Origin of the sequence: Stenotrophomonas sp. GZD-301 (genome assembly GCF_049310345.1) — a bacterium.
Classification (GTDB): Bacteria; Pseudomonadota; Gammaproteobacteria; order Xanthomonadales; family Xanthomonadaceae; genus Stenotrophomonas.
Genome location: NZ_JBMOWY010000010.1, coordinates 1 through 17,827, shown reverse-complemented (window position 1 = coordinate 17,827; position 17,827 = coordinate 1). Strand labels below are relative to the sequence as shown.

At 57.7% G+C, this 17,827-nt stretch carries 13 protein-coding genes; 2 read left to right on the top strand and 11 right to left on the bottom strand.

Annotated elements, in window-relative coordinates:
* The first annotated feature begins 45 nt into the window (after window positions 1-45).
* Window positions 46-1,032, top strand: a complete 987-nt coding sequence (locus tag ACO6VK_RS02695) for a hypothetical protein (protein WP_422505380.1) — start codon at window positions 46-48, stop codon at window positions 1,030-1,032.
* Between the two features lie 101 nt (window positions 1,033-1,133).
* On the opposite strand, the gene ACO6VK_RS02690 is transcribed toward ACO6VK_RS02695, so the two are convergent.
* From ACO6VK_RS02690 to ACO6VK_RS02660, 7 genes are all read right to left on the bottom strand, one after another.
* Window positions 1,134-1,427 (bottom strand): helix-turn-helix domain-containing protein, encoded by a 294-nt coding sequence (locus ACO6VK_RS02690; protein ID WP_422505378.1) that lies wholly within the window; start codon window positions 1,425-1,427, stop codon window positions 1,134-1,136.
* Window positions 1,428-1,429: 2 nt separating this feature from the next.
* A complete protein-coding gene (locus ACO6VK_RS02685) occupies window positions 1,430-2,737 on the bottom strand; it encodes a c-type cytochrome (protein WP_422505376.1) in 1,308 nt (435 codons plus the stop codon).
* Window positions 2,738-2,740: 3 nt separating this feature from the next.
* Window positions 2,741-4,516 carry a GMC family oxidoreductase gene (locus ACO6VK_RS02680; RefSeq protein ID WP_422505374.1) on the bottom strand — a complete coding sequence of 592 codons (1,776 nt, stop codon included), beginning with the start codon at window positions 4,514-4,516 and terminating at the stop codon, window positions 2,741-2,743.
* A gap of 41 nt (window positions 4,517-4,557) precedes the next feature.
* Window positions 4,558-5,280: a gluconate 2-dehydrogenase subunit 3 family protein gene (locus ACO6VK_RS02675; RefSeq protein ID WP_422505372.1), complete on the bottom strand. Its 723-nt coding sequence runs from the start codon at window positions 5,278-5,280 to the stop codon at window positions 4,558-4,560.
* Between the two features lie 140 nt (window positions 5,281-5,420).
* Window positions 5,421-6,683, bottom strand: a complete 1,263-nt coding sequence (locus ACO6VK_RS02670; protein WP_422505370.1) for a carbohydrate porin — start codon at window positions 6,681-6,683, stop codon at window positions 5,421-5,423.
* A 155-nt stretch (window positions 6,684-6,838) separates the two neighbouring features.
* Window positions 6,839-7,876, bottom strand: coding sequence for a LacI family DNA-binding transcriptional regulator (locus ACO6VK_RS02665; protein ID WP_422505368.1), 1,038 nt, complete (start codon window positions 7,874-7,876; stop codon window positions 6,839-6,841).
* A gap of 95 nt (window positions 7,877-7,971) precedes the next feature.
* Entirely contained in the window at window positions 7,972-8,241 is a 270-nt protein-coding gene (locus ACO6VK_RS02660; RefSeq protein ID WP_422505367.1) for a hypothetical protein, read from the bottom strand.
* Window positions 8,242-8,762: 521 nt separating this feature from the next.
* On the opposite strand from ACO6VK_RS02660, the gene ACO6VK_RS02655 reads away from it, so the two are divergent.
* Entirely contained in the window at window positions 8,763-10,154 is a 1,392-nt protein-coding gene (locus ACO6VK_RS02655) for a site-specific integrase (RefSeq protein ID WP_422505365.1), read from the top strand.
* Between the two features lie 84 nt (window positions 10,155-10,238).
* Here ACO6VK_RS02655 and ACO6VK_RS02650 read toward each other — a convergent pair whose 3' ends face one another.
* The 4 genes from ACO6VK_RS02650 to ACO6VK_RS02635 form a co-directional block, all read right to left on the bottom strand.
* Entirely contained in the window at window positions 10,239-11,213 is a 975-nt protein-coding gene (locus tag ACO6VK_RS02650) for an ankyrin repeat domain-containing protein (RefSeq protein WP_422505363.1), read from the bottom strand.
* A 244-nt stretch (window positions 11,214-11,457) separates the two neighbouring features.
* A complete protein-coding gene (locus ACO6VK_RS02645; protein ID WP_422505361.1) occupies window positions 11,458-15,501 on the bottom strand; it encodes an NACHT domain-containing protein in 4,044 nt (1,347 codons plus the stop codon).
* 305 nt (window positions 15,502-15,806) lie between these two features.
* A complete protein-coding gene (locus ACO6VK_RS02640; protein WP_164157941.1) occupies window positions 15,807-16,742 on the bottom strand; it encodes a CAAX protease in 936 nt (311 codons plus the stop codon).
* A gap of 433 nt (window positions 16,743-17,175) precedes the next feature.
* Entirely contained in the window at window positions 17,176-17,538 is a 363-nt protein-coding gene (locus ACO6VK_RS02635; protein WP_422505359.1) for a hypothetical protein, read from the bottom strand.
* Window positions 17,539-17,827 lie beyond the last annotated feature (289 nt).

Genomic DNA, 17,827 nt, shown 5'->3' with positions numbered 1-17,827 from the left:
GTTGCGAACCCAATGATATCTTCGTTTATCCAAAGGAGGATGAAGATGGCGACGAGCGAACAGAGAGAATCGACCGAACAGGCGTTAGATCCAATGCACCTAGCGCTTGCTTGGACAATGGCGCGGACCAAAACCATCGCAGGTGTTCAGGACTACGATGAAGAAAGCTACACGTCCACCATCCTCGGTGGCGCGGCAATAGCAGCACCGCTGTTAGCCGTCTTTGGCGGCCACAGTCCAGCCGATCAAGTGACCTGCGGATTTGGGACATTTCGGAAGAGTGGCGGTGCCAAAACACCATTGAGTGAAACCGCTACAGGCTCAGACTTCTGCCTCGTTGTTGGTCACGACGAAGATTGCGCCAAGGTCGCGATCTTTCAGGCTAAAAAGCTCGAATCCAACGTCAAATCTCGTGTTCTATCCATCAGGCGCGGCCCAGCAGAGTCAGCCAAACCGCACTTTCAGATGACCATGCTGCTTGCATTTGTGTGCAGAATACTGGCGCAATCGCAAGCGCCCGGCTTTAACGAGTTTGCATCTGACTCAACCTCAATCGCTGCCGCTTCACGGCTTGAGAAATTTCAATCGCATCAAGTTGAAGCGCTTGTGAAGCACATTGACTGGGTCCATTACGTGGTTTATCAAGATGGCGAAGCAACGACAGTTCCCTTGAACCAGCTGGATCAGGGCTGCATCGAGGCCGAGATTTCGAGAGCAGCCCAGACGTCCCACAAGTTGACGAAACCCCGCGCACCTTTCATTGACACGATCACTGAAGGCTTGTCAGGCAAAGGGGCTGGCTGGTTGGTGCTTCCTCGCACTGTCATTAAGAAGTTCTTGCCAGAGCTTATCGAAATGGGCGCAATCGTCGTCGTGGATGACAAGGGCGGCACAGGTCTTACACCGGATTTCGATTGCATCAACCAAGCCTCTCTCGAGCCTATCGGTGGTATCCAAGCAAACCCACAGGGCGCTGCTGCCGTCGTTGCCATGGTCAGCAGACCTAGCGGCGGGCCGAAAAGCGCAATGTGATCAAAGATGCGTAGCGCAACTCTGGTCCGGCTTACAAGAATGACTCAGCCGCGCTCCCAACCTCAGAGAGTCGCTGAGCCGTGCTGACCACGTCCTGCACATTACAGCTGAGCGCTTCTGACCAACATCGACAATGGCAATCCCAAAGCATCTGCCAAGCGCATCAGAGTCGAAAGCTGGCAGTCCTTTTTTCCCTGCTCAACATGTCCAAGCTGCGTGCGATGCATGCCCAACGACTCGGCAAGCTCGATTTGTGTCAGCCCTTGGCTCGTCCGTGCACGACGAATGGCATCGCCTAGTGCACGCTGCCCCGCAACGATCGGCGCGGAGCGTGACGCGGACTGCCTTGGCTTTCGGCCACCACGATTGGCTCTCAATAATGCGAACGGCTCCATTGCTAGTTTGCAGGCAGCTGATCTCTAGCCGAGAGCACCGCTCTTAGGCGCGCGACCTCTGCCTCGTCCACCGGTTTGGCTGCGTTGCCCCAGGAATTTCGGATGTAGTCCAGCGTCTCAGCGATCTGCCGGTCACTCATCTTCCAGGCAAAGGACGGCATACCGGCGCCTGTTGGTTTGGCGTCTGTCGCAGCTGCGCGTCCACCCACAAGCATGACGTGCATCAAGCTTGTCGCATCATCCGATTGCAAGGATCGGTTGCCGGCAAACGCTGCGGTCATGCCGCCCATCCCCTCACCCCTCACACCGTGGCAGGCCGAGCAGTTGACCTCGTAGCGCAGCGCTCCGCGCTGCATGGCAGGCGTGTCTTGCGCGATCGCCTTAGGCCGCGTCCCGGGGGAGGCTGGGAGCGTTTGCAGGTAGCGGGCAATCGAGCGAATGTCGGACTCTTCCAGATGTTGGAACGAGTGCTCTACGGCTTCGGCCATGGGGCCCGTGGCAACTGCCACCCCGTTGGAGCCGGTTTGCAAATACTCCACCACACTGTCTTCGCTTGCGCCGCCAAGACCCGTGTGGGGGTTGGGTGTGAGGTCAGGGGCATACCAAAGCCCCAAGTTACCACCTTGCATATAGCCCTTGCCGCTCTCAGCGCCAAGCAGGTTGCGCGGACTGTGGCACGCCGCACAATGGGTGCCGCCATCGACCAGATACTGCCCGCGCGTTTGCTCAATGCTCAGCCCCGGTGTTGGCGTGAAGGGTCGATTGTCGAAGAAGAGCAGGTTCCACCCGGCCATGACCAGGCGAATATTGACGGGGAAGCCAAGCCCTGCGGTCTCTTCGATCTTGTTGTGGACGGGGGCAACTGTGGACATGTAAGCCCAGAGATCATGCATGTCCTGATCGGTCAGGCGCTGGTAGGCGGTGTAAGGCATTGCGGGGTAAAGAAGCCCCTTGGACCCTTGGCCGTGGCGCACCGCGTTGAAGAACTCACGCTCAGTCATCGCGCCGATCCCCGTTTCGGGATCGGGGGTGATGTTGGAGGACACGATGCGGCCAAAGGGCGTGTCGATGTTGTAGCCACCGGCAAATTCACCCTGGCCTGCCGAGTGGCACGCCATGCAATCGCCCGTGCGCATGACATAGGCGCCGCGTGCCACGGCAGCACGATCTGCGCCACGCACTTGGGCAAGCGTCACCGTATCATTGGCGACCACCGAGCGCTTGGTGTTGAGGCGTGTCCAAGCCAGCGTGGCAAGCACAGCAGCGGCAACCAGGGCAACGGCCAAGCTGATTTTCTTCCAGCGAACCATGGCTTAGGCTCCTGCCAAGGGGCGCGGGTCGCGCACGTAGTCTTGGTGGATCTTCTGGGCAGTGCGAATGGCCAACGCACTCAGCGTGCCGGTTGGGTTGTAGCCAGCATTGGTGGGAAACGCGGAGGCACCCACCACAAAGAGGTTGTGTGCGTCCCAGCTTTGAAGCCACGTGTTCACAGCGGACGTTTTGGGGTCAGCCCCCATCACGGCCCCGCCCACCACATGATCCGAGGCCACAATCGCAGTGGTGAATGCTTTATCGGCAAAGTTAAAGGCCGAGACATGCGATGCGCCCATCTCGCGCGCGATCTCAACGGCGCGGTCCCGGGTGAATGCTGCCATGTTGCGGTCACTTTGCGCGTAGTCATACGTCAAACGCAGCAAGGGCACACCGAAGCGATCTTTGTAGTTCGGATCCAAATCCAGCGACCCTAAGCGCGTTGGCATGGAGCAGCCTTGGTTAAAGATCACACCGTAGTTTTGGTAATACTTGGCGTAGCCCTTCTTAAAGCCAGAGCCCCAACGCGGCACGCTTGGCGGCAAGTTGGCGGCTTTGGCAATGGGTGCGCCGTCGCGCGAAAGCGTCAGCATCCCTGCCCCGCCAATGAAGTCGAGCTTGGCGTGATCGAAGTTGTCGCCGTTGTAGTCGTCAATTTGCGATCCAAGCCCGCCCGTGCCAATGAACGGATTGATCTGCTCGTCTTCAAACCACATGTCCGTTCCGGAGATGGTCTGGAAGCTGAAATTGCGACCAATGGTCCCCTCGCCCGTTGCCGGGTTATAGGTCTGGCCAATCTTGGAGTTGAGCAGCAAGCGCACATTGTCGACCTGGAATGCGGTCAGGCACACGATTTCGGCCTCTTGCTCGACCTCCGTCCCGTGCTCATCCACATAGGTGACGCCCGTGACCGTCTTCCCATCAGCCGCCTTGTTCACGCGCGTTACGCAGGCCTTGGTGATGACCGAGAAGTTCGGCCGGCGCATCAGGACTGGGAAGATGCACGCCTGGGGGCTGGATTTGGAGAAGTTGCCACAGCCATAGGCCAGGCAGAAGCCGCAATACGTGCAAGCACCCATGGTGACCCCAAGGGGGTTTACATAAGGCTGAGATATGTTGGCGCAGGGGATCGTGAAAGGATGCAAACCCATGCGGGTTGTGGCGTCGTTGAAGAGCTCCATCATCCGAAGCGTCTTGAGCTTGGGCGTGGGATAGTCGCGGCTGCGAGGCCCTTCAAACACATTGCCTTGCGCCTGGATCACGCCTTGAATGTTTCCCGCCTGACCCGACACACCGGCGATGCGCTCCCAGCGGTCATAAAACGGTTCGAGCTCGTCGTAGGTCACGCCCCAGTCTTGGAGTTGCAACTCGCCATCGTCAGCCTTGGCTTTGCCATAGCGCTCGATCGTTCGGCTCCGGACTTCAAAATCCCACGGGCTAAACCGCCAGGCCATGCCAGCCCAATGGAACCCAGCCCCACCCACCCCGCCGCCCAGCTCGAAGATGCCAAAGTCGCGAAGGGGCGCGGCGATCTGGTCTAAGCGATTGCGAAAGCTCACGGTGTTGTCGCGCGGTGGCGCAAAGAGCTCCTTGCGCTGTCCCCACCGAAGCTCATCGGGGTCGACCGCAGGCGGGGTGTGCGTGGACGTATCCATCCAAGGGCCACGATCAATAGCCACCACATTCAGTCCAGCCCGGGTGAGCTCTTCGGCCATCAATGAGCCGGACCAACCCAGGCCGACGATGACGACATCAGCCTTAGCGCGTTTGCTTGCCATGAGATTCTTCTTTGACGTGCGAAGAACTGCCGCTTGCGCGGTCAGTCCTTGGGAATGAGGCTGACCGGCGTCAGGTTGAGCGCTTGGCCCGTGCGGTCGGCATAGAGGCGATAGTCATAGCGCGCGCCCGGGAAGCCGATCATCTTCCAGCCCACCATGTCGCGGTTGCCGCCATACATGGGATCTGCGAAATAGCTCTCCCGGACATTCATGAGCAAAAGCTCGAAGAATGCCTTGGTGTTGACCTCGCGAGACAGCTGGATCGAGCCGTCTTCCATGCCGGCCAAGATCTGGTCTTGGATCGCTTCCGGCAGCGCAGCGAACAACGCCCCATGGGCCCGCTTGGCGTAGGTGTTGAGTGCTTGGATGCCCGTTGCGTAGCGCTCGCGTGGCGTTGCGATGAACTGGGGCTTTTGCATCAAGGCATCTTCACCCGGCGCTTTGGGTCCAGTTTTGTATTGCGTCGCGCCCTTGCCAAAAGGTCCCCAAAGCTGGGCATCGAGGAACTCCAAGGCGCCAGCTTGGCTTGCCGAAGGGCCCAAGTCATCGCTAGGGATCAAGCGATCAAAGACAGCGGCCAACGTCGTTCGATCAGCAGGTTCGGTCAGGACGCGCCATGCTTGCCCGCTGTGCACAGGAGACGGCAAGAACGCCGGATCGAGCGCCATGTCGTGCGGGTAGGCGCTGAGCTCATCGGCAACCACTTTGGCGACCGGGGCGGCAACCACCGCACCGATGGTGAGCAAGGCTTGGCGTCGTTTCATCATCCGTTCCTGGCTAAGACTGGCCTGGTTCGAGACGTCACGGCCAGGTTGCAAGTGGCATATTGTCGCGGCAGATCGAACCTCAGGCCGGGAATGTTTGACGATATTTCGTCAAAGCAGATCCAATTGTGACTCAGCGCTTAGAAGGACAGCTGTGTCTTTAGGCCCACAACCAGCGCGTCGGGCGTTGACGAGCGCCCATCTGGGTGAACGACGTATTGCACCACCGGTTGCAGCACCACACCTCGATGCCAGTGATAGGCAAAGAACGCCTCGGCGGTGTATTCGATGCTGGCGCTCGACCGCTCGTCTCCACGCGCTTGCCTGGCTCGTGGGTTGATCTCGGTGGCCCCAATGCCCAGGCCAAGCTGGTCCGACGGTCGCGTTGCCCAGGGAGCTGTGTAGATCAAGATCGCATGCGCTGTGCCCACAACTGCGCCCGTGCGATGGTCGGTGCCAACGGCATCCAACTTCACTTCAAGCCCGGCCTGATCCGAACTCCTGTTGCCGTGGGTGAGCTGCCGGTGCACGCTCAGCCAAGCGCCATACGCTCCACTTCGCAGTGCGGGTGCCAGGCTGCTATCAACCCAGGGTTGACCTTGGATGTCTTGCCAAGCATCGGCTCGCGGGGCGCTGCTATACCAAGCCCCCACGGCATAGTGGTGGCTTAGACCGTTGGTCTTGCCGTTCCATCCAAGCTCAATCGGTGTCAGGGTTCCTACCGTGCCAGACGGCGCCAGGCGAAGCCCGCCGCCTTGCTCATCGGTGTAGCGTGGGTTGACCTGGTAAACCCCCAAGCGCACATAGCGCGCTTCATCGGGTGAGAACTCCATCACCGCGCCCCACTGACTTGCTGGGCCATTGAGCCAATAGTCGCCAACAATCATCGCGGGCTGACTGCCGCAAAACGTCAAGTTCATGGCCATGCAATCGAGCGAGTTGAAATCCTCGCCAACGCCCATGCGCCCGACTTTGACCTTCATGCCGATGCTTGCCCAGCGCTTACTGATCCAAAGGCTTCCCAAACGCCAAATCGATCCGCGCCCATAGACTTCTTGGCTATGGAGCTGCTGACCCAACCCAGCACGGGTGTTGAGGTTGTCTCCATCGCGCAACGACAGAGCAACCTGAGCCTTCGTATCGGACCAACCCCAGAGCCTGTCTAAGTCGAGCTGCGCACCCAGACCCAGTTGTCCGGCATGAGCAAAGCTTTGCTTCGCCCCTCCACTGAGATTGGCGGCATCCTCAGAGGTGTAGTTGATATCAACCGTCACGCCCTGGGCTCGCAGCGCCTGCCGAGCCGGGGTCGACGGAGTCAGCGTGGCGGCGGCAGCAAGGTGGGGGCAAAGTGACAGCAGGGTCAGCACCGGCAACCCCAGCTTCCGGCAAACAGGCAGTTTCATGAGACGGATCCAGACAAGAAGCGCAGCGCGCCCAGGCACAAGCCACTCCGAGGCATGCCCTTGCTGCACGAAAGCGAGGGAGCCTAGATCAAAGTCAGGATGAGGCGTGTTTGACCTTGACGATTTATCGCCAAAACCAAGCGCTACTACGCTTATCAGGCTTGATCGATGCTGTTTTCGGGGGTCTCAATCCGAAAACGCGTGGGCCCTGCTGAGACGCTGTCGATCTCTCCGCATGCATGCAAGAGGCGCTGCAAGGCAGCCAAGACCTGAGCGTCGGGATCTTGATCGATCACCAGATCAATGTGTCCTCGACCCATCAACAAGCGGTGCTCGGCCGTAGCCTCGTGGGTCAGCCATACTGGTCGCTCAATCGAGCGCGCCGCACCCAGCGCCGAAACGATCCCAGCGGAGGCGACCCCGGTGTTGTAAAGCGCCACGACCGGCCCCTCTTTTCGCAGTGCCGTGCGCATATGGGCCCGAGCCCGTTCGGGGTCGTCACCGTGTTCGAGCGGGGCATCGACAGTGAGCTGCGGATAGCGCGCACCGAGAACGGAGGTAAACCCTTCTACTCGCTCAATATGGGCAAGCCAGGCCATGGAGGTGACCATCAGGACCACTCGGCCAGGTGCCCTGGCTAGCCCACCAAGGAGATAGCCTGCCGTGGCGCCGGCCATGCGATTGTCGATGCCGGTGTAGTGGCTTCCAGCTAATCCGCTGATGTCACTGGTGAGGGTCACCACCGAGACACCCGATTGCTGCTGAGCCAAAAGCGCAGCACGCATGGAGTCCGTATCTGCCGCTGCGACAATCAAACCGTGTCGTGGGTAGGGCGGATGATGGATGAAGGCGAGCATGTCTGCCTCGCGATCAGGCGTCCAGTAATGCCGATGCACCACGACGCGTGTTCCCAGGAGCTCAGCATGCCGTTGCACGGCCGCATCCAGGCTTTGGTAGTAAGCATTGTCGCGCTCGTAGCCAAGCACCACATCAAAACGCAACAGCCCATGGGTCGAGCTTGGGAGAATGCGAGGCACACCGAGCCGTTTGGCGGCTTCAATGACGCGCCGACGCGCGGCGTCCGACACGCTTCCCCGCTGGTTCAAGACCCGATCCACCGTGCTCGCGCTCACCCCAGCCGCAACAGCGATCTCAGAGAAGCGAGCAGTCTTCTTGCGGCGAATGGGGTCCATGACGTGAGCATCAATTGAGCTCACTTATTCTATCTTGCTAAACGCTCCTCAGGCCGCAATAGCCTAAGGAGCGCGTTTGCTTGGTGAGAGCAAACTCAGAGCGCGTGGACGCTCTGCACATCAGCCCAGGAGACGTTGAGGTATTCCCCGTTTTCCTGAACAGTGAAACCGCGCTGACGAAGCATCTCGACAGCCGCTGCTTTCTGCTCCGAGTTGAACTTCGGCTTGAGTCCCAGCGTGACTGCGGACATACCCACTGTCGCACCCGCGCGAATGGCGTTTACATACTCTTCCCAAAGCTCCTCAGAGCTCCCCACTGCGCTTTTCTGCAATGCACGCGCCTCGTCCGCCGTAATGTCACTCATGACACTTCCATGTTAGCCGGAGTCATTTCCGGCAAGAGCATCATACCGTCCAAATATGACAGCATCACCTTCTATTTGGATACGCCGATGAGACGGAGAAGACGCCGTCAACGCCAGTTATTCCTAATTTCCACTCTTCGGCCAGCGCGCACTGAATGGAGCCAACAGGCTGGGCCAGAGAATGCCTAAAGGCCCTCTTTAGATACTAACGGCATCGCGCCCAATGGGACTAATTTATCTGGCGTTCATATTAAATCTCAGTTATTTTCGGCGAATATATATAACTAAACACTATGGCAAGTTCTTTTATAACGCTGCGTAGATAAACTCTAGAGGCTATACGCCCCAAATGTTCTACGACAATTCTTCGCAATAATATTCTTTAAAAATTTACGTCGATTGCAAGGCTATTTCTCAACGCCCGGACATCAACCAGCCACGAGAAGATAGTTCAGAATTTCCAATTGACAGAAAATGTTTATCTCTTATCAACAATCTACCTTCGCAAATACGGATCGTAGATGACCTCTGATTTATCCAATTTCAACCGCAAAATTCCTCTCAGCACCACCGACTCGCTTCAAATCAGCAGCATCAAACTTGGGAAGCTAGAACTCAAAGACGTCGTCGTCAACAGTCGCCAGGCTGGCATCCAGCTCTACGAGATATTGCAGCTTACGATCCAGCAGCTCGAAAACTCTCGACGCCGTCGCAACAGCACGCGCTTTCCGGACACACTTCCAATCGCCAGTCCCGCCCGGCGTCTCTCAGAGGAAGTTGCGGACTATCTGGCTGACATGTCGCGCCGCGCGTTGCAAGACACAACGATCAAAGCAGCTGCGCGCTCGTTGAAGATCTTACAAATGACCTGTGGCGACATTCCGGCCTCAATGATCGACCACCGTCATATTCACCAAATGTGGGACTTGCTGCGCTCATCGCCGCCGAGCCTGACCACTGACCCGGTGCTACAACGAATGACCGCTGAGCAGTTGATCGCGCTAGGCAAGAAGCTCAACGTGCCTGCCCCCGCCGTGGCGACGTTAGAGCTCCATCGTCGAATGCTCACGACGTTCTTCCAAGCACTCGTCAACACCAAAGCCATCCCCCACTCGCCCATGTCCGCGTTCCGCCCGGTCAAGGCAAGTCTTTTAGAAAGCAGCAAGAGCGCAGAGCGGCTACTGAGCACCGCAGACGTGCAGAGGATCTTCAATCCAGACACGTTCACACCGTGGGCATCCAAGTTCCCACATCGCTGGTGGGCAACGATGATTGGCCTCTTCACTGGGGCACGGGTCAACGAAGTCGCACAGCTTAAAGTTGCAGACATCATCCAAGACCAAGGCACCTGGTGCATTGCAATTCGGATGACCAAAGATGCTGATCTTGCTAAGAGCGACGGGCAGCAAACCAGGCAGCGGCTTAAAGGAAAAAGCGCGATCCGCACGATCCCGGTGCACCCTGCCCTGCTCAAAGCAGGACTCTTGGACTTCGTGGCCGACATCCGAGCATGCGGTCACCCTCGCCTGTTTCCGCAGCTTTCAGCGGGTGTGAACAAGGCAACGGGCAACTCCAATGCGAGATACAGCCAGGCCCTTGTCATCCAGCTCAGCAACTATTTCAAAGACTTGGGCTTCCCGAAAGGTGTTGGCTTCCATGGCTTCCGCCACACGCTTGCCACAGAGTTGGAAGCCGCTGGCGTCAATGAAGAGGACATTGCTCTCATAACGGGTCACTCCATCTCTAAGAAGGTTCCCGTGCTGCATAGCAACTACATCCACCGCTCGCCGAAGCTGGTGCGAGAGCGTCAAATCGCGGCATTGGCAAAATACAACCCGGCCGTAGTGCTCCCGGTGTATCAACGCGGACAGTTCAAAGAAAAGCTAGGGAAAGAGGCGAAGATGTATCCGTAACTGCGAAACGAAAGCTGCGCTCCAGCCTGCCTCAGCGCCAAGCTGCAATCGCAAGCTGGATCTTCGGAGAGCACGACGAACCTATTAGAGCCGCACCGCTTTTGATCGCGACCCCATTGGCAGCCGGGTCTGCTTGTTCAAGGCCTCACGGTCCCGCTGTGCAGACACCTCAGCCACAAGCTCGTCCAGTAGCGTGTGGTGCTCAGGACCGAACAGCCTCGCCCTGACTTCATCCAAGCTTGCATGGCGAATGAGAACTCGGGCTGTCTCTCGCTGCGCGTGACCGACTGCTCCGACCAACGCCGAATTACACGCGCTTTGACCTACGGTCGGTGCCAGCAACTCCGCGATCTCTCGGTGGCCGTTGCTGGCTGCATCGTAGATCGCCTTCTCGCCGAAACGACGCGGGCGTCCTAGCTGATCAATTGCACCCAGGATAAGCTGAACGACCTCAAGTTGACCTTTGCTCGCCGCAACGTCAAAAGCAGCTGCATACGTGTGCGCAGCGTCTGGGAGCTTAGCTTTAAGCATGAGTTTGACGACCTCTGCTCCCCCGTGGCCGGCTACCGTTGGAAAGATCTGAGTGGCGCATGTGATGGATGACGACACTGGAAGCAGCAGTTTGACCACACGAAGATGGCCCTCGTGAGCAGCCTGAGCAAGAGCTCGACTATCCTTATCGTGAGGATCGCTGTGCGGAATTAGTAGCTTCACCACGTCCGCATGCCCGCAGGCGCTTGCTTCGTATAGTGCAGCGGAGTGTTCCGCTAGCGCGTCACTAACGGGCAACAGTAGCTCCACGACCTCTTTGTGCCCTGCCCGAGCTGCACACACCAGCGCTAGCGAGTTTCTTGCCCTTGGCTCAGTCAGCGGAACAAGCTTACGAACAACATTGGCAAGCCCCTCCTCGGCCGCCAACGCCAAGGCAAAGACTCTGTCGTCGGAGGACAACATGGGAATCAACGCTTCAATCAACGCCTCACGATTGGCATTGATGGCGTCATGAACCACTTCCCATGCCAAGCGCCCACTATCAGTTGACTCAGAGACAACCTTCATGATGGCGCTGACATCCGCTGTTTGGATGTCTCCGATCAAGCTGCGGCCAAGAGTCACACGCCATCTCCCAAAGAATCTTAGATTAGGGCAGGCTCATTGTTCGTTAAGCGAGTCACGACCGAGCCTGATCTCTTGCCGCGAACGCCTATCGGAATAACGGGCCAGGGAGCCAGCTAGAACCGTGGCTCACTTACCAACAGAACCCGCGCGGCCAAGCCTTTTGCGGGCAGTTGACTTAGGGCAACTAAGCATCGTCCCGCGCGCCAGTCACATCCATCACCACTATTCGCGTTGTCGCTCGCAGATGCGCAGGAAGATCGTCTTCGAGCATTGCTTGCATCTCTTTAGCGGTGGCTGGTCGAACTCCTCTATTGGGCGGCAGAGGTTGAGTGGCTTTTCGCTTCTCTCCATACCAAAAGACCAGATATATGCCGAAGTCACTGGCCTCCGGATCTACGGAATAAAGACCATGAAGCTGCTCCGATGCCGCCGTCCACACTTGGCTATGAAAGTCCCGCTTGATCTCAATGACGCTCTTGATCTTATCGCCATACACGACGATATCGACGCGCTTATCCGCGCTCATATGCCCCTCGGGCTCAGCGCGAACGCCGTGCGGGGCTAGCAACGGCTTCAGCATACCGAGCAGGCAATCCCGGGCAACTTCCTCCACTTTCGGCTCAACGATCTCACCATGCGACCCTGTATTCCAAAATTGCTTAAACGGGTCCTCGTTGCGTGTGGAAAGTGACTTGGCAATTTGCTCCAAGTGGCAGCACACAAGTTCATGAAGATCCTTCGCACTACTGGGGGCTCCGTTCTCCAAGGTTCCCATCGCCTTTTCCCAGGTCGGTATTTCGTATTCCGTATCAGCAACAACCGTCTTGTGATTTGCAAGCTGGTGCAAAATGTATTTTCTATAACTCATCAAGCCCGGCAAACCCGCCATCCGCGCCAGAGTATTTCCTGCCGCCCTACCCGGATCGCTGCCAAGCTGCGCAAGCATCGTGTTAACCATGGAAGCAGCGTCCCAAGGATTTCGTGTTCCCACCGATGATCCAGTTGGATGCGACATATGGGGATAGCGTGATGCCACCCAGGTCACGATGAACTCAATTTGAGTGAGGCTATACGTCCACGTCTTCTGAGATCCCCATGATGCTTCACCGCCGTCTTCGAGCAGAGCCCACATCGCCGACTCTTCTCGATCACCACTGAGTCCTTGCAGCACATTAAAGTAAGCTTCTGGACTGAGCGAGAAGCCACACCAAAGCCACGCAGCCAAACCGCCCCTCAAGCCGCCCCTTAGATGCTCGGCATCGTTGTCCTGCTCACTCAAAAGCTGATCCACCTGGGCTCTTGCTAAGGCCGGGAGGTCGCTCCAGCAGCCCTCGGCCTTGCACAAGCGAAGCATCCGAAGCAGGTCATACTCAGCCATTCTTGGGTGCGCTTGGAGCACTCGGACAATGGCCTTGCCCCGATCTTGACCTGCAAGCTCAACGTTTTCCAGAGCGCTGAGCGCTCGAAGCTCGTGACCACCAAGCGCGAGCTCAGCAGCAAGAACAGTCTCATATGTCTGGATGGCGAGCTTGGGTTTGGCTTCTAAGAGCGGGCTAAACCAGACGTGCTCCAGAACGCGGGGATGCGAATCTACTTCGACATACACCGGACAAAGCAAAGCAACCGCCAACCCCGCAGACAAAACGGCCTCCGGAAGATCAGCGATCCGAGCGTTACTGCGCCAATGATCATCAAGTGCTGCCAACAGTGCTGTCCAGCGAAATTCCTCTTGACGTCGTCGCTTTGAAAGCAGCGCGCCAATGCTTGGTAGCTCGCCGCTGGAGAGCAATACCTCGAAGCCACGCAAGGTTGTCAGAGCATCGTTCGCACCCAAAACTTGTTCCAGCCGGGCGAGCGGCGTAAGCGATGCGGCGAATCGAATGGGCAGCCATTGGCCGAAATAGACTCTTGCCAAGCTATCCAGGAAAGCGGACGCCTTGCCCGCGACAACTTCCTCCCGCCTAGCTGTGAACTCAGCACCGAGCTCGCGCAACCACCGCTCAGCCTCGGCTTCGCTGTCTTGCCTGTGCAGCTCTTCAATATCCAGGACGGGCGCCACTTCCAGGTAGGCAACTGAATGGAACGACCTGATTTCGCTTAGCTCTACGTCATTGTCTGCCAGCGCGTAGAGACGCCAAAAAACAGGATAAGGTGACACATCACCCCGTATGGCCTGCCGAAGGCACGCTGCGTAGATCTGGCCACGACGCGGATCGCAACTTTGCAGCAGAGCAGACTCCATCTCATCAAGCACCACTTGCGGATCCAGGACGGAACCGAACAGGCGCATAAAACGATCCCACGGCAGATTGACACCAACACCGAAATCGATGTGCCGCAACACGCTCCGAAGCAGCTTTAAATCTTGGCCCTCACCTCCTGAGAGTGCAAGAAGCAGCGACTTGCCCGGATTTTCACCGCTCAGATAATGGCAGTAGATCAGATACCAATCGAAGATCAGGCGCCCCGCGCTTTCAACAGCCAGCGCCTTGGCAAAGAGCTCGCCATAAATACGCGCAAACTCCCTCGTATTGGGCCCGACCAGCAGCGGCCCACTTGGCACTGGCAGATCGACTGAGCGAAGGATTTCGGCGGCATCAACTGGCGTCACAACATCCGTCAACCCCCAACTTGCTCCGATGGGGATGCGCTCGTTCATGCGGAGAAAATGTAGGAGGAGGACAACAATTTCCTCCTTGCCCAAGCCGCTGTCATAGAGAGCCCGCACCAGAAGAAAGCGAAGCTGCGTGTCATCAGCGCTTGTTCCCAGTCGCTGGTAGGCAGCGACGAGCAATTGTCGGTGCGCTGAGCTGCCCTCTAGCAACGCGTGGATCGCTTCCATGCGGAGCACAATTACCTGCGTCTCATCTAAGATGAGGCGTTCCAACGCGCCCTCAATCCCAAGCGTCATCCTCCCCGACTTCTGGACCACAATGGCCAGCAGCTTGGCAGAGACTTCAGCACTTGGGCTAGCCAACAACTCTTGATAGATGGCCAGCAACGCCGGGTCGGCCAGCGCATGGGCACCGGTGGGCAGGTGCATCTCGCGGAAGAAAAGGGGATTGTTCCTGCTCTCGGTGATCAACGCGTTGAGCAGGCGCATCTTCATGAAAGAGGACCATGTAGACAAGTCTCCATACATCAGCAGTCCAACCAAGTCCAAATGGAGCATGGGGGATGGATCGGGGAGTTGAGACGTAAGCCAGGCAACCAGTCCTCTAAGCGCTGTCGGTGGACGCTCCTGAACACCCATCAGAGCCAATACACGGCCGATGGGCAGTCCTGACTGGACACGATCAGCAATCCATCGCGCTGCCAAGTATTCGGCAACGGTGCGATGAACGTAGTCCACCCTGTCCACGCCGGTCGCCACAAACACCCGTCTTTTGAGGCAGGCCAAAAGATGACCTTGCGGCGCTAGCGTTAGCTCCTTGTAGCTCGGAATATCCTTCCCAACAGACCTTGCTTTCCAAGTAAGCCCCGAGCAGTTAGAAGTCAAACGCATTGCACAGAGTGCACCTGCCGCATCGAGTAGCTGAGTCCCAGGAATATGAGCAACGCCCTGATCGCGATCAGCGTGTTGTTCGTTGGCCTCATCCAGCAACGCCAACGCGGCTTGTCGAAATAGCTCGGTGCGAGTGGCGGGCCAATCGCCCTGACCTGAGACAGCTGCGAGCATAAGCAACGTCTGCGCATTCCCAAGGAGTTCGCCGTGCTCTCGACGCTCAGCTTCATCGAGAAAACTGCCTGGGTTCGCAAAGCCCTTGCTTGTAAGGATCTGAGCTTGCTCGGACCTGTTGAGCGCTAGCAACTGCACCACGACTGTCGCCCCACCTTTTCGGAGGTAAGGCTTCAACGCTTCTAGGTCGGTGGTCTGCAACCAATCTGCCGCGCGACAGGACAAGCGCACTCCGCAGGGCGATATCTCAGCCAACTTCCGCGTGAGCTCGTCAACGGGTGATCGGTCTCCACGCCCTCCCTGCGTCTCATCCAGTGCGTCAATCCAAAGCACCTGGTCAGACGGAATGTCGTCCAGCGGCGTGTTGAGCAACTCACGGACCGTGAAAAATGCCCCGCCCGTCTCCACGGCTTGCGAGCGGAAGAGCTCACTCTTCCCGGCCCCTGGATCTCCGAGCACGACAATATTCTTGAATTGCTGGAACGCGCTAAAAGGTGCCCCTTCAACACCTTCCAGCTTAGGCTCTACTTGCTTGACTTGACGATCCAAAACACAGCCTTTGAGTTATCGACTTAGCGGTCGCCCCGTATCAGCGCCTGTAGGCGACCGCAAGGCCCCAGTTACGCCACAATTTTAGTCCAGCGCAGCCTCAAGCCCGCCACAATGGTCCGCAGAAGGCGAGCCTGAGCTTGCCTGGGAAGCCACCGCTGCGCATAGGCACTGGAAAAGAGTTCCCCAGCGCTTCCCCGTCTTATCGAATGAACTGACACCACTTCCCCGTTAGCACGCGTTGGGTCAACGGTTGCAGCATGCCACCAGAGCGGCCGTTTCGCCCAGGACGCCCCCACCCCATGCTAGGTCACAGGGGTAAGCAAGAAACGCGAAGAACTGACACTGCGTCTCACATAGAAGGAGGCATTTGACGACTCGCATTGCTTCATCACGAGGGCTAGACCGCGCCTGGATGTGATCGTGCGCTCTCGAGTCATGAGCTGGTAGCGCCGGAGCTCAGACGCCGAACAAGCGCGCTCCGCCTCGCCAAGCAATCCGTTCTTCCGCAAAATCTGCACCTGGACGGGTTCGATCAGCTCAATGAGCTGGACCACCTGCAAAAGCTTGCGCGCCAAATGTCGCGTCGCATCTTCTGGATTTGCAATGCCAGCTCCCTTCCATACCGGCTCATGGTGGGAAACACGATTTCTAAAGTGGCGCACAGCGTTGACAAGGTTGCGAGCGTGCGTCAGCAATACACTTGGACGCCGCCCGCCCCAATCCCCACTAAACACTGAGGAAAGATAGAGGTTCCAAAGCAAGCCGCGCCCCATGAACTCTCCGTCCAATGCGAACTCCCAAGTTGAGAAATCCGTCTTAGAGATGATCTCGTGATGGGTGGGCTTAATGTGTCCCCTGATCTGATATCGCTCCTTCTTCTCGCGGATGACCTGAGAAGAAGCTTTTGAGAAATTCTCGCGCAGCTTAGCCACGGGATAAGGGATAAGCCCTTGACCACGCGACTTCCATTGCAGCTTCGAAGAGCTCCACCAAAATCGCCCTAGTGGGCCACTGCTGACGGCTCCATCGATGGAGTTGCGTAGCGTAATTTCCGCCGCTCCCAGGATAGGGTGCAACGCACCGCAAACGCGCGAGTTCCACAAATAAGCACCAACGAGTTCGAATTCGTCCCTTGGGGCGAAAACAGCCGTGTAGCTGTTGAGTCGCTCCGATGTGAACAAATTGTTAAGAACATCGGGATTAAGTGTCAGCGTTCTGGGCATTTCCCAGCCTTCCATGGTTGGTTTGCAAAGATGTATGTTGACATACAGGGCCTCCGCTGGTAGGCTTTATTTCAAGGGTTGGCGGGAGCTTCCACTGAGCAGAAATGCTCACGTCCTTTCGCACTATGCCCAGAACACTCGCCCCGGACTTGTTCCGGGGTTTTTTATGGGCGTCTGATAGACAGCGCAGGACCCCGCCCCGAGCTGAGGCGGCTCGCCGACGCCCCACGTTGACCGCCCTGCACCGTGCCTTGGCTAAGTTAGGGTAAGCCGCCTTGGATTGAGTGGAAAGGAGCGTGACGGTAACCAGGCTCAGCTTGACCTGGCCGACGAAGTGGCCGCGCGGCAGACGCCCTCTTTTTGATCAGCCCTTACTTGCCCCAAGTCCGGCCACCCAGCCTAACTGATCAAGAATCCCGCGCGACACTCGGCGCGGGTTCTCGATGCCTTAGCGCTTGGCGGGAAAGAGCGACCAATTGGCCAAGCGCTGAAGAACGGCCGCATCGCCGTCGTTGTTCCACACGGCCGTTTTCAGATCCCAGTAGAAGTGGTGAATGGTATGCCCGTCTCGGGTCTTTCCTGTGGTTGCCTTACCGGGCTTGGTCCAAAGCGCAATCAGATCACCCTTGACGACTTGCTTATCCGGGAACCAATAGACATGGCGAAGCCGGTTCGAAACGGTATTCTCGGCGGTGTAAGTGCTGTCACAGAGCTGATATTTGCCCAGGTCACAGTCATCGAGCACCCGCAGCGTCACATACTCAGTCTGGTAGTCCCCCTGTCCATGGACAGCGAGAATTTGCACGTTCATTCAAGCACCTCGTTGTAGGCAAACGGTCGCCTACGTTCATACCCTGATGACCTCGTGTCTGTAGGCCAACAGCGCCCCGCGCCGTAGGGTTTTTCTGAAAGCGCCCTGCCGCAAAGGAAGCGCCTCCCCGGCAACCCCCATGCATCCCCTCCCCCATGAAGGCCCGGCCCTAACGCCAGTTCAACCTTCGCTTTCAAGGATGCCCAGCCGTTGACATGGCAGAACCGGGGACTTGGTTCTGTGTGCGGGGGGAGGATGGGAGGGGCGGGGGAAAGGGGGAAGAGGAGGA